Below are 17,753 nucleotides of genomic sequence, written 5' to 3'. Positions count from 1 at the left end.
GCGCAGTAAAAAGCCGCACTCAGTGCGGCTTTTTTCGTTGGCTCAGTGGGCAAACAACGAATTACCCTTCTGCCCCGCCAGCTTCTCCGGCTTGATCAGGAACCGCGCCAGGGCCGGCAGCAGCCACAGTGCGCCAAACATGTTCCACAGCAACATAAAGGTCAGCATCAGGCCCATGTCGGCCTGGAACTTGATGGCCGAGAAGATCCAGGTGCACACGCCGATGGCCAGGCACAGGCCGGTGAACAGCACGGCCTTGCCGGTGGATTTCAACGTCTGGTAGTACGCCTCCTGCAGCGGCAGGCCGGCGCGCAGGAAGCTTTCCAGGCGGCTGTAGATGTAGATGCCGTAGTCCACGCCAATCCCCACGCCCAGGGCCACTACCGGCAAGGTCGCAACCTTGACGCCGATCCCCATGAACGCCATCAGTGCGTTGCCCAGTACCGAGGTCAATACCAGCGGCAGCACGATGCACAGGGTCGCCGCCCAGGAGCGGAAGGTGATCATGCACATGGTCGCTACGCACAGGTACACCAGGATCAGGATGATCAGCTCCGACTCCTTGATCACCTCATTGGTGGCCGCTTCGATCCCGGCATTGCCGGCGGCGAGGATGAATTCAAGGCCGTCCTTGTTGTTCTCCTTGGCGAAGTCCTGCACCGCATGCACGGCGCGGTCGAGGGTTTCGGCCTTGTGATCGTTGAGGAACACCAGCACCGGCGCCAGGGAGCAATTGTTGTTGTACAGACCATCGGCGCGGGCGATGGAGTTATTGAGCACGTCCGGGTTACGCGACAGGGTTTCCCATTTCAGGTTGCCTTCGTTCATGCCCTTGATCATCTGCTTGGACACGGTCACCAACGAGATTGCCGACTGCACGCCCTCGGTGTTCTGCATCTTCCACATCAACTGGTCGATAGGCGCCATGGCTTCGTAGCGCGAGCATCCTTCGGACTTGGTCTTGACCATCACCACCAGTACGTCGGAACTGGTGGAATAATTGCTGATGATGAAGTTGTTGTCTTTGTTGTAGCGCGAGTCCGGGCGTAGTTCCGGGGCGCCTTGGTCAAGGTCGCCGATCTTCAGGTTCTGGCTGTACCAGAGACCGCCGCCAAAGGCGATCAGCGCCAGGAAAATCGAAACCGGCGCGACCTTCGGACTGGCAAATTTGGACAGCAGCCGCCAGAAACGGTGTTCGCGATGCGCATCCTTTTTACTGCGCTCAATCGCGCGCTTGCTGATACCCACGTAGGAGATCGCCACCGGCAGCAGGATCAGGTTGGTAAACACGATCACTGCCACACCGATGGAAGCACCGATGGCCAGCTCGCGGATCACGCCGATGTCGATGATCAGCAGCGTGATAAAACCCACCGCGTCGGCGAGGATCGCGATCATCCCCGGCAGGAACAACTGGCGGAAGGTACGCCGTGCGGCGGTCAGGGCGTTATCGGCGTCACTGGATTGCAGGGCGATGCCGTTGATCTTCTGTACGCCATGGGAAATACCGATGGCGAAGATCAGGAACGGCACCAGCATTGAGTATGGGTCCAACCCGAAGCCGACCGCGTGCATCAAGCCCAACTGCCAGACTACCGCCACCAGGGTGGTGATCAATACGGCGATGGTGCTGCGGATGCACCAAGTGAACCAGTAGAGCAGCACCAGGGTAATCATGAAGGCGATGCCAAAGAACAGCACCACCATGATCAAGCCATCGATCAGGTCGCCGACTTTCTTGGCGAAACCGACGATGTGGATTTTCACATTAGGGTTTTGCGCCTCGAACTTGTTGCGGATCTTGTCCTCAAGTTCATGGGAAAACTTCTGGTAGTCCAAGGCCAGCAATTTGCCTTGGTCCTGCGGGTCTGGATAGGACTCCAGCAGCGGGATATCGACGATACTCGACTTGAAGTCGTTGGCCACCAGACGCCCGACCTGGCCGGACTTGAGCACGTTGTTACGCAGCTGGTCGAGGCTTTGCGGCGAGCCGTTGTAGCTCTGCGGGATGACTTCGCCACCGGCAAAGCCTTCTTCGGTCACTTCGGTCCAGCGTACGCTGGGGCTCCACAATGATTTGAGGCCCGAGCGATCGACGCCGGAGATGTAGAACACCTCGTCGTTGATCTGCCGCAGGGTCTCCATGTACTCCTTCGTGAAGATGTCGCCGTCCTTGGCCTCCACCGAGATACGCACGGTATTGCCCAGGTTGGCCAGGTCGTTGCGGTGCTCCATCATCTTTTCGATGAAGGGGTGCTTGAGGGGGATCATCTTTTCAAAGCTGGTGGACGGGCGAATCAAGGTCGCCTGCCAGAACAGGAACACGCTCACCAGCAGGCAGATGATGATCACCGCCGGGCGATTGTTGAAGATCAGGCGCTCAAGAAAGGTCGCTTTATCGTTGTGATGACTGCTCATGCTTTCCCCGCCCTTATTATTGTTTTACGAGTTCGGCGCCAGCGGGCGTGGCGACACGAACGCCGCCCTGCCCGACCAGAATCAAGTTGCCATTGCCTGCGGCCGTGACCGCCGAGAGTGAAATCCGGTCCGGGCGATTGAATACGCTGAACGTCTGGCCGTCGTCATGACTGACCACCACGCTGCCGCCATTGCCGACGACGACGATGGAGCCATCATCGAGCAACGTCGCCCCAGACAAGCCGAACTCCAACGCACCGCGTGTGGCATTGAGCTCGACCTGATCCCAGGTGCTGCCAAAATCGGTGGAGCGATACAGGTTGCCGCGCAAACCGTAGGCCAACAGGGTCTGCGGCTGCGCCGTGCTGATCACGCCAAACAGCGAGCCTTCATAGGGGCCTTCGAGTTTTTCCCAGCTCTGGCCGTCGTCGCTGGAGCGGAACATGCTGCCTTGCTCACCGACGATAAACAGGCCGGCGCCCTTGATCGAGGCGATGGCGTTGAGGTGGAACTGGTCTTCATTGTCGAGGCGGTCGCTGACGTCGTTCCAGGACGTGCCGCCGTCGGTGGTTTCGATCAGCGCACCATAGGCGCCCACGGCGAGGCCATGGTTGGCATCGTTGAACCATACATCGAGCAACGGGGCTTCGCGCTTGAGGTCTTGATATTGCTGGGTCCAGGTAGCGCCGCCATCGGCACTGGCAAGGATTTGCGCATCATGGCCGACGGCCCAACCGTGCTTGTCATCGGCGAAAAACACCGCCGTGAGCAGTTGCCGGGTAGGTACCTTGGCTTGGGTCCAGGTGTTGCCCTGATCATCGGAATAGAGGATATGCCCGCGATCGCCGACCGCCACCAGGCGCTTGCCTGCGTGGACTACATCGATCATCAGGCCTTTGGCAGCCTTGGGCGATTCAATCGCAAACACCACGGCGGCGGTGGAATCGCTGGCAGCCAGTACCGGCGTCGACAACACGGCCCCGGCAAGCAGCGAGAGCGCTGTGGCCAGCAACGCAACCCTGCGTGCGGCACGTGGGCGGCAAACAACCCAACCCATGACAGGCTCACTCATAGACCTTTCTCCCATTTATTATTGTTAGGTCGTCTCATCTTCCAGGGCCGTGAAACCTGCAATCTAGAGCGCCTGGAGTAAGCAGGGGCCATCCTATCGGGCTTTGGAATCGTCTGACAATCGGCGCTGCGTTATCTTTTGTTAACTGGCGGCATTTGGCCAGGGGTGAATATGGCTTTATCAGCAGAAATGATGAGCCTATGGCGCGTAGCGCACTTGCTGAAGAGCAATGAATTTTTATTCCACCTATTGAATTAAACGAATATTTATTCCATTAATAGCCTTCCTGAAAACAATAATCCAAAGGACCACGGCTATGCGTGAACTCGGAATCGGCTTGATCGGCACAGGCTTCATGGGCCGCGCCCACGCGCTGGCGTTCAATAACGCGCGGGCGGTGTTTGAACTGCCGGTGCACCTCAAGCTGGCCGCCTTGGCCGATGCCGACACCGAGCGCGCCCAGCGCTGTGCCTCGACTTGGGGCTTTGCCCAGGCTCATGGCAACTGGCAAACACTGATCGACGACCCCAAGGTCGACGTTGTTGCCATCACGACGCCCAATCATCTGCACTATCCCATGGCCATGGCCGCAATCGCGGCAGGCAAGGCGGTGTATTGCGAGAAACCCCTGGCCGTCAGCCTCGAGCAGGCCGACGCCATGCGCCGCGCCGCCAGTGCTGCCGGGGTGGTGACACGGGTCGGCTACAACTACCAGCACAACCCGATGATCGTGCTGGCAAAGCAGATGATTGCCAACGGCGACCTCGGCGAGATCATCAGCTTCCAGGGTGAATTCAGCGAGGACTTCATGGCCGACCCGAGCTCCCCCTGGTCGTGGCGTTGTGAAGTCGAACACGCCGGTGGTGCCCTGGCCGACCTGGGTAGTCATCTGCTGTCAATGGCGCGCTATTTGGTCGGTGATGTAGTCAGTGTGTGTGCCGATACCCAGACCGTCCACGCTCAACGGCCCGTCACCCAGGGCAGCAGCGCTTTGAAACCGATTGCCGTGGATGACCAGGTGCATGCCCTGCTGCGCTTTGCCAACGGTGCCAGCGGCACGATAAGCAGCAGCTGGCTCAAGCACGGCTACAAAAATCACCTGGGCTTTGAGATCAGCGGGACCCAGGGAACCTTGGCGTTCGACCAGGAACGTTTGAATGAACTGCGCCTGTATCGCATCGGCCAGGATGGTTTTCAACGCGTACTGGCAGGCCCCGCCCTGCCCGGCTATGCCGCATTCAGCCCGGCGGCGGGGCACCAGTTGGGCTACAACGAGCTGAAGACGCTGGAGGTGCAGGAGTTGATCATGGCCCTGGCCGGCCAGGGCGCCGATGGAACGGACTTCGAGGCCGCGTGGGAAGTTGAGCGGTTAGCGGCGGCGATTCGCGTGGCGGCTCGCGAAGAACGCTGGGTCAAGGTCAGCGAACTATAGAGCACACAGGTCTATCCGATCAGACGGTCCAACGCCGCCCTTGCCTACGGGGTCGGCGTGCACCGTCCTGCTTATCCATCAGTATGTAACCATCATTCAACTCAGTAAAAAAATGTTTGATCGCACTGCAACGAGTAACTTTTCCTAACTTAAAATCGCTATATCTGCGCTCTGAAAAAAACACACTTCATACACCGCTACGCAAATACGCAACACTTTAAAGCACTTCCAACTTGTTATCACACACCGACATAAATACCCCACTACCCTTCTGTTAAAAAACAAGCCACCTTACGCACGCCAGACACTCAAATATCTTTGCGCCTCATAAAAATCAACATTTGCGGAATACAATCATGCTAAGTACTGGAACTCACGCGCCAATGCACCTGCGCCAGCAAATCCAATCCCCCACTGTCGACACGCCATCACCCGCCGCTTCCTCCTCTCTATCGGACAAAGTCGCCCAGCAACTTACTCGCGAAAACTTGAAACTAAAGGATAAGAATGGCGATGGCCAAGTATCGGTTTCTTACAAGTTCTTCAATCCCGCGGACCCGGACACAGCCTGGCTCAAGGGCGGTGGTGCGCTTGAATTCAGCCAGGCCAGAAAGAAAGCGTTCAGAAGCGCAATCAAGGCTTGGGAGGATGTGGTCAAGGTCAAGTTCACCGAAAACGCCAAGCATGCAGACGCATTTTTTGTACTTCATGCCAACAATGGGGTCGGCGGGTATGCAGTCATGCCCAATGATCAGGGAGAAGCCAATATAGGCATCGGCGTGGGTGACAAGAATTTCCCACCCCATTCATCGATGATTCATGAACTTGGCCATAGCTTGGGATTACAACATCCAAACGGGAACTATCCGGAAAACAGCCACACGCATACAGCCATGAGTTACAACAACAAGTGGTGGCGCCCAGCCGATGAGCGCGGCGTGAGTGTTTCGGATAGCAACTTGACCCCGGCCATGCACGATATCGCAGCCGCCCACCTTTTATACGAACCCAATTACGAAACTCGAAAAGGTAATACAACTTATGGTTTCAACTCCAATACTGAGCGTGACCACTATACGTTGACTTCCGCCGACGAGTTGACCAACTTTTGTGTCTGGGACGGCGGCGGCGAAGACACCTTGGATTTTTCCGGCTTCAGGCAGAATCAAAAGATCAACCTGGGTGCCGAGACACTCTCGGATGTGGGCGGCCGCATGGGCAACGTATCCATCGCCAAGGGCGTTGTCATGGAAAATGCTATCGGCGGCTCCGGGCACGATGTGTTGATTGGCAATCACGTCAACAACCGCATGACGGGAGGGGCAGGAGGCGACACGCTGACCGGGGGTGCAGGCGCAGATACCTTTGTCTATAACCGGGCCAGCGACTCACCAGCTAAAAACCCGGATACGCTCGCGGACTTCACGAGCGGTATCGACAAGATCGATCTATCTGGACTATTGAAAGAGGCGGGCCTCCAGAATCTCGAATTCGTTGATCAACACACGGGGCGCAAAGGTGAACTGACGCTGGACTACGATGCAAACATCAAGCTGCACAGGCTGGTCCTGAATGTGAATGGCGACCCTGCATCCGCGCTGGTGATCCTGAGCAAAGGCCCGATAAAACCTGGAGATATCTTGACGGGGGCTACGCCTGACACACCCGTTACGCCAGATGTGCCAGATGTGCCGGTTACACCTGTCGTGCCGCCAAAACCAAATCCAGAACCAGAACCAGAACCAGAACGTACGCCCATTCCCGTACCCAAGCCGGCCCCCGCTCCGCCGCTTCCGGTCACGCCTGCACGCTCAGAATGCGATGCGACCGACACCGTCTACGGTTTCAATGCCAATACCGGCCAGCGTGAAACGAGCCTTTCGTCTCCCACTGACAAACCCGGTTTCAGCGTGCATGACCTAAAGGGTAATGACACGCTGGACTTTTCCGGTTTCGCGCAAGCCCAGCGAATCAACCTGGCGCCGAATTCGCGCTCCAGCGTCGGTGGTTTGGCTGACAACGTGTACATCGCACCCGACACCCTCATCGAAAATGCCGTCGGCGGCCAAGGCAACGACCGTATTGTCGGAAACAGCGGCGATAACGTGTTGACCGGCGGGGGCGGAGCCGACCACCTGGCCGGTAATGGTGGCTTCAACACGTTCACCTACCAGGCCGCCAGTGACTCCACGCGCAACAACCCGGACTTGCTCACGGACTTCACCACAGGCCAGGACAAGATCGACTTGAGCAGCCTGAGTAGAAACACACAGGTCACGCTCAACCACGTCAGTCAATACAGCGGACGACCGGGCGATACCCTCCTGACCTTCAACCCGAACACCCAGCGGTACTTCCTCGCCGTTGATCTGACGGGTGATCGCAAGACTGACTTTCTGATCAAAAGCACTCGGCCGATCTACAGCGAGGATGTCATTGGCCTCAACATTCAGGATGATGGTTACCTCTGACCGTTGCTGACAACGTCCAGAGTGTCAGCGCAACGCCCGCCGCAGTACCTTGCCGACCGTCGTCTTGGGCAGTTCGGTACTGCGAAACTCTACATACCGCGGCACCTTGTACCCCGTCAGGTATTCCCGGCAATGCGCGAGGATCTGCTCCTGGGTCAGGTCCGGGTCCTTGCGCACCACGATGATCTTGACCTTCTCCCCCGTCACCGCATCTTCCACACCAATGGCCGCCACTTCACCGACACCCGGGTGCATCGCCACCACATCCTCGATTTCATTGGGGTACACGTTGAAACCCGAGACCAGGATCATGTCCTTCTTGCGGTCCACCAGGCGGATATAGCCGCTGGCGTCCATCACCCCGATATCACCGGTGGACAGCCAGCCCTCGGCGTCCAGCACCTCGGCGGTTTCCTTAGGGCGCTGCCAGTAGCCCTGCATCACTTGCGGGCCGCGTACTTGCAGTTCGCCTTGCTCGCCGATATCCGCCAGCTCGCCATCTTCGCGAACAAAGCGCACCCAGGTCGATGGCAACGGCACGCCAATGCTGCCGGTGAATTCCATCTCGCGCATGCGGGAAATATCGATGGGGCTGATGCTCACCACCGGCGAACATTCGGTCAGCCCGTAACCTTCGACGATCGGCAGCCCAGTGACTTCTTTCCAGCGCTTGGCCACGGCGGTGTGGGTGGCCATGCCACCGGCGATCACCAGGCGCAGGTCAGAAAAGTCCCTTGCGCAGAACTCCTTGTTCTCCAGCAAGCCGTTGAACAACGTGTTCACCCCGGCAATCCCGTTGAAGCGCTCTTTGCGCAGGATCATCTGCACGCGCTTCACGTCCCGCGGGTTGGCGATCAGGATATTGCGCCCGCCCAGGCACATGAACATCAGGCAGTTCACCGTCAGGGAAAAGATGTGATACAGCGGCAACAGGGTCACGTTGGTTTCCTGCTTGTGCTGGTCCAGTTGGTCGCCGACCCAGGCCTTGGCTTGCAATAGGTTGGCGATGATATTGCGATGGCTGAGCATCACTCCCTTGGCATCGCCGGTGGTGCCGCCGGTATATTGCAAAAAGGCGAGTTCGTCGCGATCCAGGGTGACCGGCAGATGATTCAGCGCCCTGCCCTGTTTCATCACCTGATTGAAACGCAGCGCGCCGGGCAGCTTGAAGGCTGGTACCTGCTTCTGCACACGGCGCAGGATGAAGTTCATCGCCGCGCCCTTGAAGGTGCCCAACAAATCACCGATCGCCGCGACTATCACGCGCTTGACGCTGCTGCCTGCCATGGCTTTTTCCAGGGTGCGGGCAAAATTCTCGAAGATCACCACGGTCTCTGCGCCGCTGTCCTTGAGCAAATGCTTGAGTTCATGGGCGGTGTACAACGGGTTGACGTTGACCACCACTGCCCCGGCCAGGATCGTACCCAACAGGCAGATCGGGTACTGCAAGCAGTTGGGCATCATCAGCGCCACGCGGTCGCCCTTCTTCACACCCTGGCCCTGCAGCCAGGCCGCAAACGCAATGCCCTGGACCTGCCAGTCGGCGTAAGTCATTTCGGTGCCGATGCTGACGTAGGCGACCCGCTCGCGGAATTTTTCCAGGTGTTCCAGGAACACTTCGCGCAATGACGGGTAGTCCTCGATCCCGGCATCGATGTCGGCCGGAACGCCGGGCAGGTAAGCGTTCAACCAGATACGTTCGCTGTGTTCCAGGCTGATAGCGTTCATGGCAGTGTCCTTATTGTTGTTTTTTGACAGCATTATTTTTCGACGATGGCGGTGATGCCCAACCCGCCCGCTGCACAGATCGAGATCAGGCCGCGACCACCACCGCGTTCATGGATCGCCTTGGCCAGTGCCGCCAGTTGCCGGCCACCGGTGGCGGCAAAGGGGTGGCCACAGCCCAGTGAGCCGCCGTTGACATTCATCTTGCTGCGGTCAATGGCCCCCAAGGGCGCGTCCAAGCCCAGGCGCTCGCGGCAATACTCGGGGTCTTCCCAGGCCTTGAGCGTACACAGCACCTGGGCGGCAAAGGCTTCGTGGATCTCGAACAAATCGAAGTCGGCAAAACTCAAGCCCTCGCGCTCAAGCATGCGCGGTACGGCGTACGCTGGCGCCATCAGCAGGCCCTCGGTGCCGTCGACAAAATTCACCGCCGCCGTCTCACCCGTGCGCAAATAAGCCAGCACCGGCCAGCCGTTGGCGCTGGCCCATTCTTCACTGGCGAGCAGCACCACCGAGGCGCCGTCGGTCAGCGGCGTGGAATTACCGGCAGTGAGTGTGCCGTTGTGCCGGTCGAATGCCGGCGATAGGCTCGCGAGTTTTTCCAGACTGATATCGGCGCGCAGGTTGTTGTCCCGGGCCAGGCCGCGATGGGGGCTGATCAGGTCGTCGAAGAAGCCGCGGTTATAGGCCGCATCCAGGCGCTGGTGGCTGGTGAGGGTCAGTTCGTCCTGGGCCAGGCGCTTGATCTGCCAGCGCTTGGCCATTGCTTCGCAGTGCTCGCCCATGGACAGCCCGGTGCGCGGCTCGCCATTGCGCGGCAATAATGGTTTGAAGAACATCGACGGACGCACTTTCAGCAAGGTCTTGAGCTTGTCGCCCATGCCCTTGGCCCGATTGGCGGCGAGCAAAGTGTGGCGCAACGTTTCGTTGATACCTATGGGCGCATCGGAGGTGGTGTCGGCGCCGCCGGCAATGCCGACCTCGATCTGGCCGAGGGCGATTTTATTCGCCACCAACAGCGCGGCTTCAAGCCCGGTGCCGCAGGCTTGTTGTACATCATAGGCCGGGGTCTGTGGCGACAGCGTGGTGGACAATAAAGACTCACGGGCCAGGTTGAAATCCCGTGAATGCTTGACCACCGCCCCGGCGGCAAACTCGCCCAGGCGCTGGCCGTGCAGGTTGTAGCGGTCTACCAGACCTTGCAGGGCGGCGACCAAAAGATCTTGGTTGCTGTCGTGGGCGTACACCGTGTTGGAGCGCGCAAACGGGATGCGGTTGCCGCCGATGATCGCCACGCGGCGGGTCGGGGCCGGGTTGAAGCTGTAGTCACTCATGCCTGGCTCTCTTTCCAAATGAATAGCCCGCGCATATGGGGTTTGTCCCCAGCAAAATTGCGCACTTCGAACTCACGCCGTGGGCCGGTCACCGGGTGGTTCCACAGGGCGACCTGGCCGGGCAGGAAGATCGGCAACTTGAAGTCGCAATGGGCCTGGGCCTGGTCCAGGCCACCGGGTGGTTGTTGCGCCGCCAATGCGCGCCCGAGGGTCCACATGCCATGGGCGATGGCACGCCGGAAACCGAAGAGCCTGGCGCCGATGACCGAGGTGTGAATCGGATTGAAGTCCCCCGAGACCTTGGCAAAGCGTCGCCCCAGATCAGCCGGCAATACCCAGCGCTGGGTGCGCAACAAACCATCTTCCTGAAGGGGCAAAGGGTCACTCCAGGGTTCACCCACGGGGTTGTCGACGTCACGACGCAGGTACAGGCTGTCGCTTTCCCACACCAGGGCCTCAGCACCGTAGGCGCGGGTGGCGATACTCAGCGCCTGCCCCTTTGGATGGGCGACCCAACGCTCGCAATACACCTCCAGGCGCAGCGCCTGGCCCTCGTGCAGGCGTTGGTGCTGGCGAATGCGATTGGCCAGGTGCACCATGCCGCTGGCCGGGTACGGGAAGCTTGGCCGGGTCAGCAGCATCAAATGCAGTGGGAATGCCAACACATGGGGGTAGGACATTGGCACGCCCTGTTCACGCCGAAAGCCACAGGCTCGGGCGTAAGCGGCGATGCCTGCGGGCGACAGCTCCACCGCCGAGCGCACAAGTCGCGCCGTAGGCAACGGCGGTGCGCCGTCGAGCTTGGGCTTGCGCAAGGCGCGCATGCCATCGAGCAACAACTGGGCGCGCGAGGGCGCTGGGTCGATAATCTGCGTGACGTAATCCATCGACTCAGGCTCCCAACAGGCTTTGGCCACACACCCGCACAACCTGGCCATTGACCCCGCCGGACGCGGGATGGGCCAGCCAGGCGATGGTCTCGGCCACGTCAATCGGCTGCCCGCCCTGGGACAACGAGTTCATGCGTCGCCCCGCTTCGCGGATCATCAGCGGGATTTTTGCGGTCATCTGGGTTTCGATAAACCCGGGGGCCACCGCATTCACCGTGACCTGGCGAGCCGCTGCACGCGGCGCCAGGCCCTGCACCAGGCCGATCACCCCGGCCTTGGAGGTGGCGTAGTTGCTTTGCCCGAGGTTGCCGGCGATACCGGAAATCGACGACACGCACACGATGCGCCCACCCGGGTTCAGGCCCTGGCTGTCGAGCAAGGCCTCACTGAGCTGCAACGGTGCCTCGAGATTGACTGCCAATACACTGCGCCAAGCGGCTTCGGTCATCTTGGCGATGGTCTTGTCACGGGTGATACCGGCATTGTGTACCACCACATCGAAGGCACCGTACTGGCTGACGTGGGCTTGCAATAGCCCAGCGGTGTCGGCGGCAGTGATGTCCAGGGGCAAGGCCGAACCTGCGACACTGGCGGCGGCCTGCTGCAACGCATCCTGGGCCTGGGGCACATCCACGCACACCACATGGGCGCCGTCCCGCGCCAGCACTTGGGCGATGGCCAGGCCAATGCCCCGGGAGGCGCCGGTGACCAAGGCACGTCGACCGGCGAAGGGTTTGTCCCAATTGACGGCAGTGTTGCCATCGACCGGTGTTTGCAGGCGCACCACCTGCCCCGATACATAGGCCGAACGGCGCGACAGGAAGAAGCGCAGGCTGCTGTCCAATGCCTCCTCGGCACCTGGCGCCACATAGAGCAACTGCACGGTGATCGCCCGGCGCAGTTCCTTGGCCAGCGAGCGCACCAAGCCCTCGAGGGCCCGCTGGGCGACGGCCTGGGGCAAGTCCTTGCAGTGTTCCGGCGCGGTGCCGAGCACCACCACCCGGCCATGTTGGCCGAGGCGCTTGGCATTGGCATGGAAGAACACGTAGAGCTCGTCCAGCTGCTGCAGATCGGCGATGCCACTGGCATCGAACACCGCGCCTTGCACCTTGACGGTGGACGGCGCCTTGAGGGTCGCCGGGGTGGCGGCAACGGTGTCGGTGGCGCTGAAGATGCGCTGCACCGATGCCACCAGGCGCCCTGCCCCGGCAATGATCACCGGGTTGGCCAGCCCGGCCTGGCCACTGCGATGGCGTTGCAGCGGCAAAGGCTGCGGCAGGCCGACAGCCTGGGCCAGGCGACGGCCCCAAGGTGAATTGACGAATGAAAGGTAGTTGTCACTCATAGAGGGTTCCACTCACAACACAAATCCTGCCTTGTAAACCCGGTCAAACATGTGGGAGGGGGCAAGCCCCCTCCCACATTTGCACCGCGTTTTTCTTAGTTGACCGGGGCGTTTTCGCTTTGGTTGCTGCGACGCTTGGCGGTCGGCTCCAACGCCTGCTTACGCTGCTGCAAGGCCTCCAACAAGCCAAAGTCCTGGGGGAAGTCGTCCACCTGGATGCCGTGGTCGGCGTACTCCACATAGCGCGCCAGCAAGGTGTCTTCGTCATCGCTGATCAAGTCCAGTGCCCGCGCCTTGACGCGCCAGACGGTGAAAGCCATGGCCGAGATCGGCAGCGGCTCGAGCAGGCCTTGCTTGATGGCGGGCTTGAGCCGAGCCTCGATCAATTCCACTTGGGGCAACAGACGGAAACCCAGTTCGCCATAGGCCAGCTTGTCGATTTCCGGGCGCGGGATGTAGGAATTGGCCAGCAAACGATCGCGGGTTTCCCCTGGGGTCTGCACCACATCCGCCACCTGGGCCAACAGCCGATCCGAGGGTTTGCGCAGTGGAATGCCCAACGGGAAACTCAAGCCCCGCATCACCGCCGCAGCGGGTTTCGAGGGATAGTTGTCGAGCACTTCGGCCAAGGCTTCATGGGCGCGCAGCAATGCATCCTGAGCCGCCCAATGCACCAGCGGCAAGTCGGCCTGGGGCTGGCCATCGTCCTCGAAACGCTTGAGCACGCAGGACAGGATGTACAGCTGCGAGAGGATATCTCCCAGGCGCCCGGTGATACTTTCCTTACGCTTGAGGGCACCGCCCAACACGCCCATGGAAATGTCCGAGATCAACGCCAGCACCACCGACAGCCGATTGGCCTGACGGTAGTAGGACGCCAGCGCCGGGTCGGTCTTGGCCGGTGCCGAAATCAGCCGCCCGCCGGTCAGGGCATGCACCGCTGCGCGCACCGTGTTGGCCAGTACAAAACTCACATGGCCGAACATCGCGCTGTCGAAGTCTTCCAGCGCCTTGCGCCGATCCGGGTTGCGCGCCGCTTCCATCTCGCGGAACACATAAGGATGGCAACGAATCAGACCCTGGCCAAAGATGATCAGGCAGCGGGTCATGATGTTTGCACCTTCCACTGTAATGGCGATGGGGCTTTGCTGGTAGGCACGGGCAAGGAAGTTATTGGGCCCCATGCAGATGCCTTTGCCGGCGACGATATCCATACCGTCGTTGACGATGATCCGCGCACGCTCAGTGACGTGGTACTTGGCGATGGCCGAGATTACCGACGGTTTCTCGCCGGCGTCCAGGGACGCCACCGACACCTTGCGCACCGCATCGCAGGCATACAAATGCCCGGCCATACGCGCCAACGGTGCCTGCACCCCTTCGAACTTGCCGATGGGCAAGCCGAACTGCTTGCGCATCGCCGCATAGGCGGTGGTACCACGCACCGCGACTTTACCCAGGCCGACGTTGGCCGATGGCAGGGAAATCGCCCGTCCCGCCGCCAGGCATTCCATCAACATGCGCCAGCCGTTGCCAATTTGCTCGCGACCGCCGATCACCCATTCCAACGGAATGAAAACATCCTTGCCGGTGGTAGGACCGTTCTGGAACACCGCGTTCAACGGCCAGTGGCGGCGACCGCTGTTCACACCTGGGTGGGACGTGGGGATCAGCGCGCAGGTAATGCCCAGTGAACCGGGCGCGCCGAGCAGGCCGTCCGGGTCTTCGGCGCGGAACGCCAGGCCCAGCACCGTGGCAATCGGGCCGAGGGTGATGTAGCGCTTGTCCCAGGTCACTTTGAAACCCAGCACTTGCTCGCCTTCGTGCGAGCCTTTGCAGACGATGCCCAGGTCTGGGATCGCGCCCGCATCGGAGCCGGCATACGGGCTGGTGAGGGCAAAACACGGGATGTCTTCGCCCCGGGCCAGGCGCGGCAGGTAGTAATTGCGCTGGGCGTCGGTGCCGTAATGCAGCAACAGCTCGGCCGGGCCCAGGGAGTTGGGCACCATTACCGAAATCGCCGCCGCCGAGCAGCGGGTCGACAGCTTCATCACCACCTGGGAGTGGGCGTAGTGGGAGAAACCTTTACCGCCGTACTGCTTGGGGATGATCATGCCAAGGAACCCGGCATCCTTGGTGTACTGCCAGCATTCAGGGGACATGTCTTGCCAGACCTGGGTGGTTTCCCAGTCATTGGCAATGTCGCACAGGTTTTCCACCTCGTTGTCGAGGAAGGCTTGCTCCTCGGCACTCAGGCTGGCCGGGGCGGCTTGCAGCAGGCGTTGCCAGTTGGGCTTGCCGCTGAACAGCTCGGCATCCCACCACACAGTGCCAGACTCGATGGCCGCACGCTCGGTATCAGACATCGCCGGCATGATCGTACGAAACAGGCCCAGGGCCTTGCTGGTCAGCAGGGCGCGGCGCAGGGGCTTGATCGACAACAGCAAGGCCGGCAACACCACCAGCACGGCTGCAACAGCAGTGCCCAGGCCGGCCACTGCATTGAACAGGTAGCCAACCGCCAGCCAGATTAGCCCAGCGCCGAGCCACAGGGTGGCGGCGGCTTGTCGATACGCCAGGGCAATCGCTGCGGCGAAACCCACCAATAACCAGATAAGCATGGGGATACCTCTACTTTATTCGGGTGTGGCCAAAACACAGGCAGGTCGAAATGAGCTGCGGCGTAAAGCCACACTACAAACTTGAAAGACTAGATTCAAATTTTGTTTTGAAATTTTTATTTAATCTCTAGGCGAAAAAAACGGCTGACTAAATCAGCCTGTTCGTTCACCTGTCAGATCAATCACAGCACTGTTGCGGGACGAATCTGGGGAAGGCAGCAAGATGCGCTTGCCACCCTCCTCCTATGCCTCGTTAGAACGCATAGGTCGCCGACACACTCACCACGTCTCCTGAAGACTCGGCCTTGCCATCCAGGCTCGCGCCGCCCAGGCGATCGACGTTCTTGGTCTTGAGATTGACCTTCTGCACAAACTGGTGGGAATAGGCCACATCCAGGCTCAAGCCCTTGACCGCTTTCACGTCGTAGCCAGCCCCCAGGGAAAGGAACGTGCGGTCACCGTCCGGGATCCGTGGATCGCGGGTGGAGTTGCGCGTCGGTGTCTGGTCAATCGCGACACCTGCACGCAGGGTCAGCTCATCGGTCGCCCGGTAATCACCGCCGAGGGAGTACATCCAGGTGTTCTTGTAGTTGTAGGGAATGGAGACAATGCGCATGTCTCCGGAATCGAGCGTCAGGTCCTTGAACGATGACCATTCGGTCCAGGTCACGCTTGCGCCCATGGTGAAACGATCATTGAACTGATGCACCCAATCCAGGCCGGCGGTGGCGGGAATGTCCAGCTGAACACTGGCATGGGCGCCGTCCGGGGCCAGATTCAGGCCAGGATAGGCCGTGTTGACCAGCGTACCATTGCCGCCGAATGGGCTTGGTTGCGTCATGAGGTTGTAGGAAAACTGATCGGCATACAGGTTGTATTTACCGGTCATCTTGTTTTTGATCTTGGCGTGGTAATTCAGGCCCAAGGTGTCTCGTTCAGTGGGCTTCCACACCACGCCGGCAAACCAGCCGGTGGAAATATTGTCGACCTTGACGCGCATCAAGGCGTGCCCCACATCGGATGGGAAATTGATACCGCCCAGTTCGGAATCGGACACCGCCGCCGCGGACAGCAAGTCAACGTTCTGGCTGACGAAGCCTTTGCTGTGTTGCACGATCAAGCCGCCACCGACGGAGAACTGGTCGTTGACTTTGAAAGACAACGAGCCCGTCAAGCCGACAGTTTCGATTTTCGTATCCACGGCAAAGTCGCGCACTTTAGAGTCTTCATCCCAGGTGGAGCGCATGCCCTGGGGAACCACCTGGCTCAAGCCGAAGGCGAACCGGTCGCCCAATGGCATTACCATGAAGCCGGTCGGTAGCCAGGCGGTGAAGCCACCCTGGCCACCATCGTTGTTATTGACAGTGGTCGCGGCACCATCGGGAAAACCATTCTCGTCCAATGGCGTACTGGAAATCGGGTTGCCTGCATAATCGGAGGCGTTGCCCTTGTACTTGATCTTGATCCGCGCATAGTCGACGGTGAATTGCGCGACATTGTGTTCGACAAACGCCATGGCCGCCGGGTTGTTATACGCCGAACTCGGGTCGTTCTTGAACAACGAACCACCGGCAAAGGCCCGGCCCCAACCGGGCGCACCGTAGGTAGGGGTAGAAAAACCGCCAGCCTGCACAGGCGCTATGACGCCGGTCATGCCCCCCATCAACGCCAGCCCCAGCAAAACCTGCACATGTGGTTTCTTATTATTCATGCGGCACTCCTTTTTGTTATCCCTGTGAACCGGCCCCGCCAGTTCGTCTTGCTGCCTGGCACTGCATGAACTGGCGCCTGGTACACAGGCGCCAGTCTTTCAGCAGGTGATCAACGCGGTGCTCCGACCTGCCATCAAGGCACGATGGTGAAGGTAGGGCTTGGGGTCACACTCAGGCTCACGACGGTGCAGTTGCCGCTGAGGGTCTGGTTGGTCGCCGTCAGTACACCGCCGCTGTAGCCCACCGCAATGGTCGAAGGGCCGCAGTTGGAGGCTGGGTACAGAACCGAAGCAGCGATGTTGTAGCCGACGTTGGTGACCGACCCTGTGGCCGGGCCGGTTGCACTCAATGCCCATGGCAAGCCGCTGATTTTTGGCAAGGCGCACAGACCGCCGCCGGTCACCGATACGCCGGTGATTTGCGCCACGCCGCTAGCATCGACGTTCCCGGTAAAGGTCGCGCCGCAGTTAACGGTGGCCTGGAAGGAGGATGGAGACTTGACTGAAATGGTGCCTGGTGCAGTGAAGCTCGAGTTAACCGGACTGATGCTATAGGCATTGGCCATGGAAGCAGCACCCATGCAAACAGCCAAGGCAGAGAGCGACACGAGAGTTTTCAAGCTTTTCATTGTTTTTCCTCACATGTTATGGCGATTCATTTCGCCAGGGGTAATGGCCATGATCGAGAGGTCACGGTGAAACTGCAGAACTTCCCTTTCCAGCCAAATTTCAAT

11 protein-coding genes are annotated in these 17,753 nt (G+C 59.9%); 2 read left to right on the top strand and 9 right to left on the bottom strand.

What is annotated here, in order from left to right; translation table 11 throughout:
• Positions 1 to 42: 42 nt before the first annotated feature.
• Together NMB39_RS12860 and NMB39_RS12855 are read right to left on the bottom strand one after the other, a co-directional pair.
• Positions 43 to 2,418, bottom strand: coding sequence for an efflux RND transporter permease subunit (locus tag NMB39_RS12860; protein ID WP_057025257.1), 2,376 nt, complete (start codon positions 2,416 to 2,418; stop codon positions 43 to 45).
• Between the two features lie 16 nt (positions 2,419 to 2,434).
• The gene (locus NMB39_RS12855) at positions 2,435 to 3,475 is read right to left on the bottom strand and encodes a WD40/YVTN/BNR-like repeat-containing protein (RefSeq protein ID WP_494340595.1); all 1,041 of its coding nucleotides are present in this window, start codon (positions 3,473 to 3,475) and stop codon (positions 2,435 to 2,437) included.
• A 331-nt stretch (positions 3,476 to 3,806) separates the two neighbouring features.
• Between NMB39_RS12855 and NMB39_RS12850 the strand changes: the two genes are divergently transcribed.
• A complete protein-coding gene (locus NMB39_RS12850) occupies positions 3,807 to 4,922 on the top strand; it encodes a Gfo/Idh/MocA family protein (RefSeq protein WP_057025255.1) in 1,116 nt (371 codons plus the stop codon).
• 383 nt (positions 4,923 to 5,305) lie between these two features.
• A complete protein-coding gene (locus NMB39_RS12845) occupies positions 5,306 to 7,393 on the top strand; it encodes a M10 family metallopeptidase C-terminal domain-containing protein (protein ID WP_232923738.1) in 2,088 nt (695 codons plus the stop codon).
• Positions 7,394 to 7,417: 24 nt separating this feature from the next.
• Here NMB39_RS12845 and NMB39_RS12840 read toward each other — a convergent pair whose 3' ends face one another.
• The 7 genes from NMB39_RS12840 to praB form a co-directional block, all read right to left on the bottom strand.
• Positions 7,418 to 9,121, bottom strand: coding sequence for an AMP-binding protein (locus NMB39_RS12840; RefSeq protein WP_494339123.1), 1,704 nt, complete (start codon positions 9,119 to 9,121; stop codon positions 7,418 to 7,420).
• Positions 9,122 to 9,153: 32 nt separating this feature from the next.
• Positions 9,154 to 10,452, bottom strand: a complete 1,299-nt coding sequence (locus NMB39_RS12835; RefSeq protein ID WP_494339124.1) for an acetyl-CoA C-acetyltransferase — start codon at positions 10,450 to 10,452, stop codon at positions 9,154 to 9,156.
• Positions 10,449 to 11,339 carry a MaoC/PaaZ C-terminal domain-containing protein gene (locus tag NMB39_RS12830; protein WP_494339125.1) on the bottom strand — a complete coding sequence of 297 codons (891 nt, stop codon included), beginning with the start codon at positions 11,337 to 11,339 and terminating at the stop codon, positions 10,449 to 10,451. The genes NMB39_RS12835 and NMB39_RS12830 overlap by 4 nt, the downstream gene beginning before the upstream one ends.
• Before the next feature lie 4 nt (positions 11,340 to 11,343).
• Positions 11,344 to 12,687 (bottom strand): 3-oxoacyl-ACP reductase, encoded by a 1,344-nt coding sequence (locus tag NMB39_RS12825; protein WP_198720684.1) that lies wholly within the window; start codon positions 12,685 to 12,687, stop codon positions 11,344 to 11,346.
• 95 nt (positions 12,688 to 12,782) lie between these two features.
• Positions 12,783 to 15,308: an acyl-CoA dehydrogenase gene (locus NMB39_RS12820; RefSeq protein ID WP_494339126.1), complete on the bottom strand. Its 2,526-nt coding sequence runs from the start codon at positions 15,306 to 15,308 to the stop codon at positions 12,783 to 12,785.
• A 253-nt stretch (positions 15,309 to 15,561) separates the two neighbouring features.
• A complete protein-coding gene (locus tag NMB39_RS12815; protein WP_057025136.1) occupies positions 15,562 to 17,019 on the bottom strand; it encodes an outer membrane protein transport protein in 1,458 nt (485 codons plus the stop codon).
• Between the two features lie 134 nt (positions 17,020 to 17,153).
• Positions 17,154 to 17,648, bottom strand: coding sequence for an alkane oxidation protein activator PraB (praB, locus tag NMB39_RS12810; protein ID WP_057025135.1), 495 nt, complete (start codon positions 17,646 to 17,648; stop codon positions 17,154 to 17,156).
• Positions 17,649 to 17,753 lie beyond the last annotated feature (105 nt).

The organism is Pseudomonas sp. FBCC-B545, from assembly GCF_059134095.1.
Note: the sequence above shows the minus strand (reverse complement) of the source record. Positions and strands in the feature narration are given on the sequence as shown.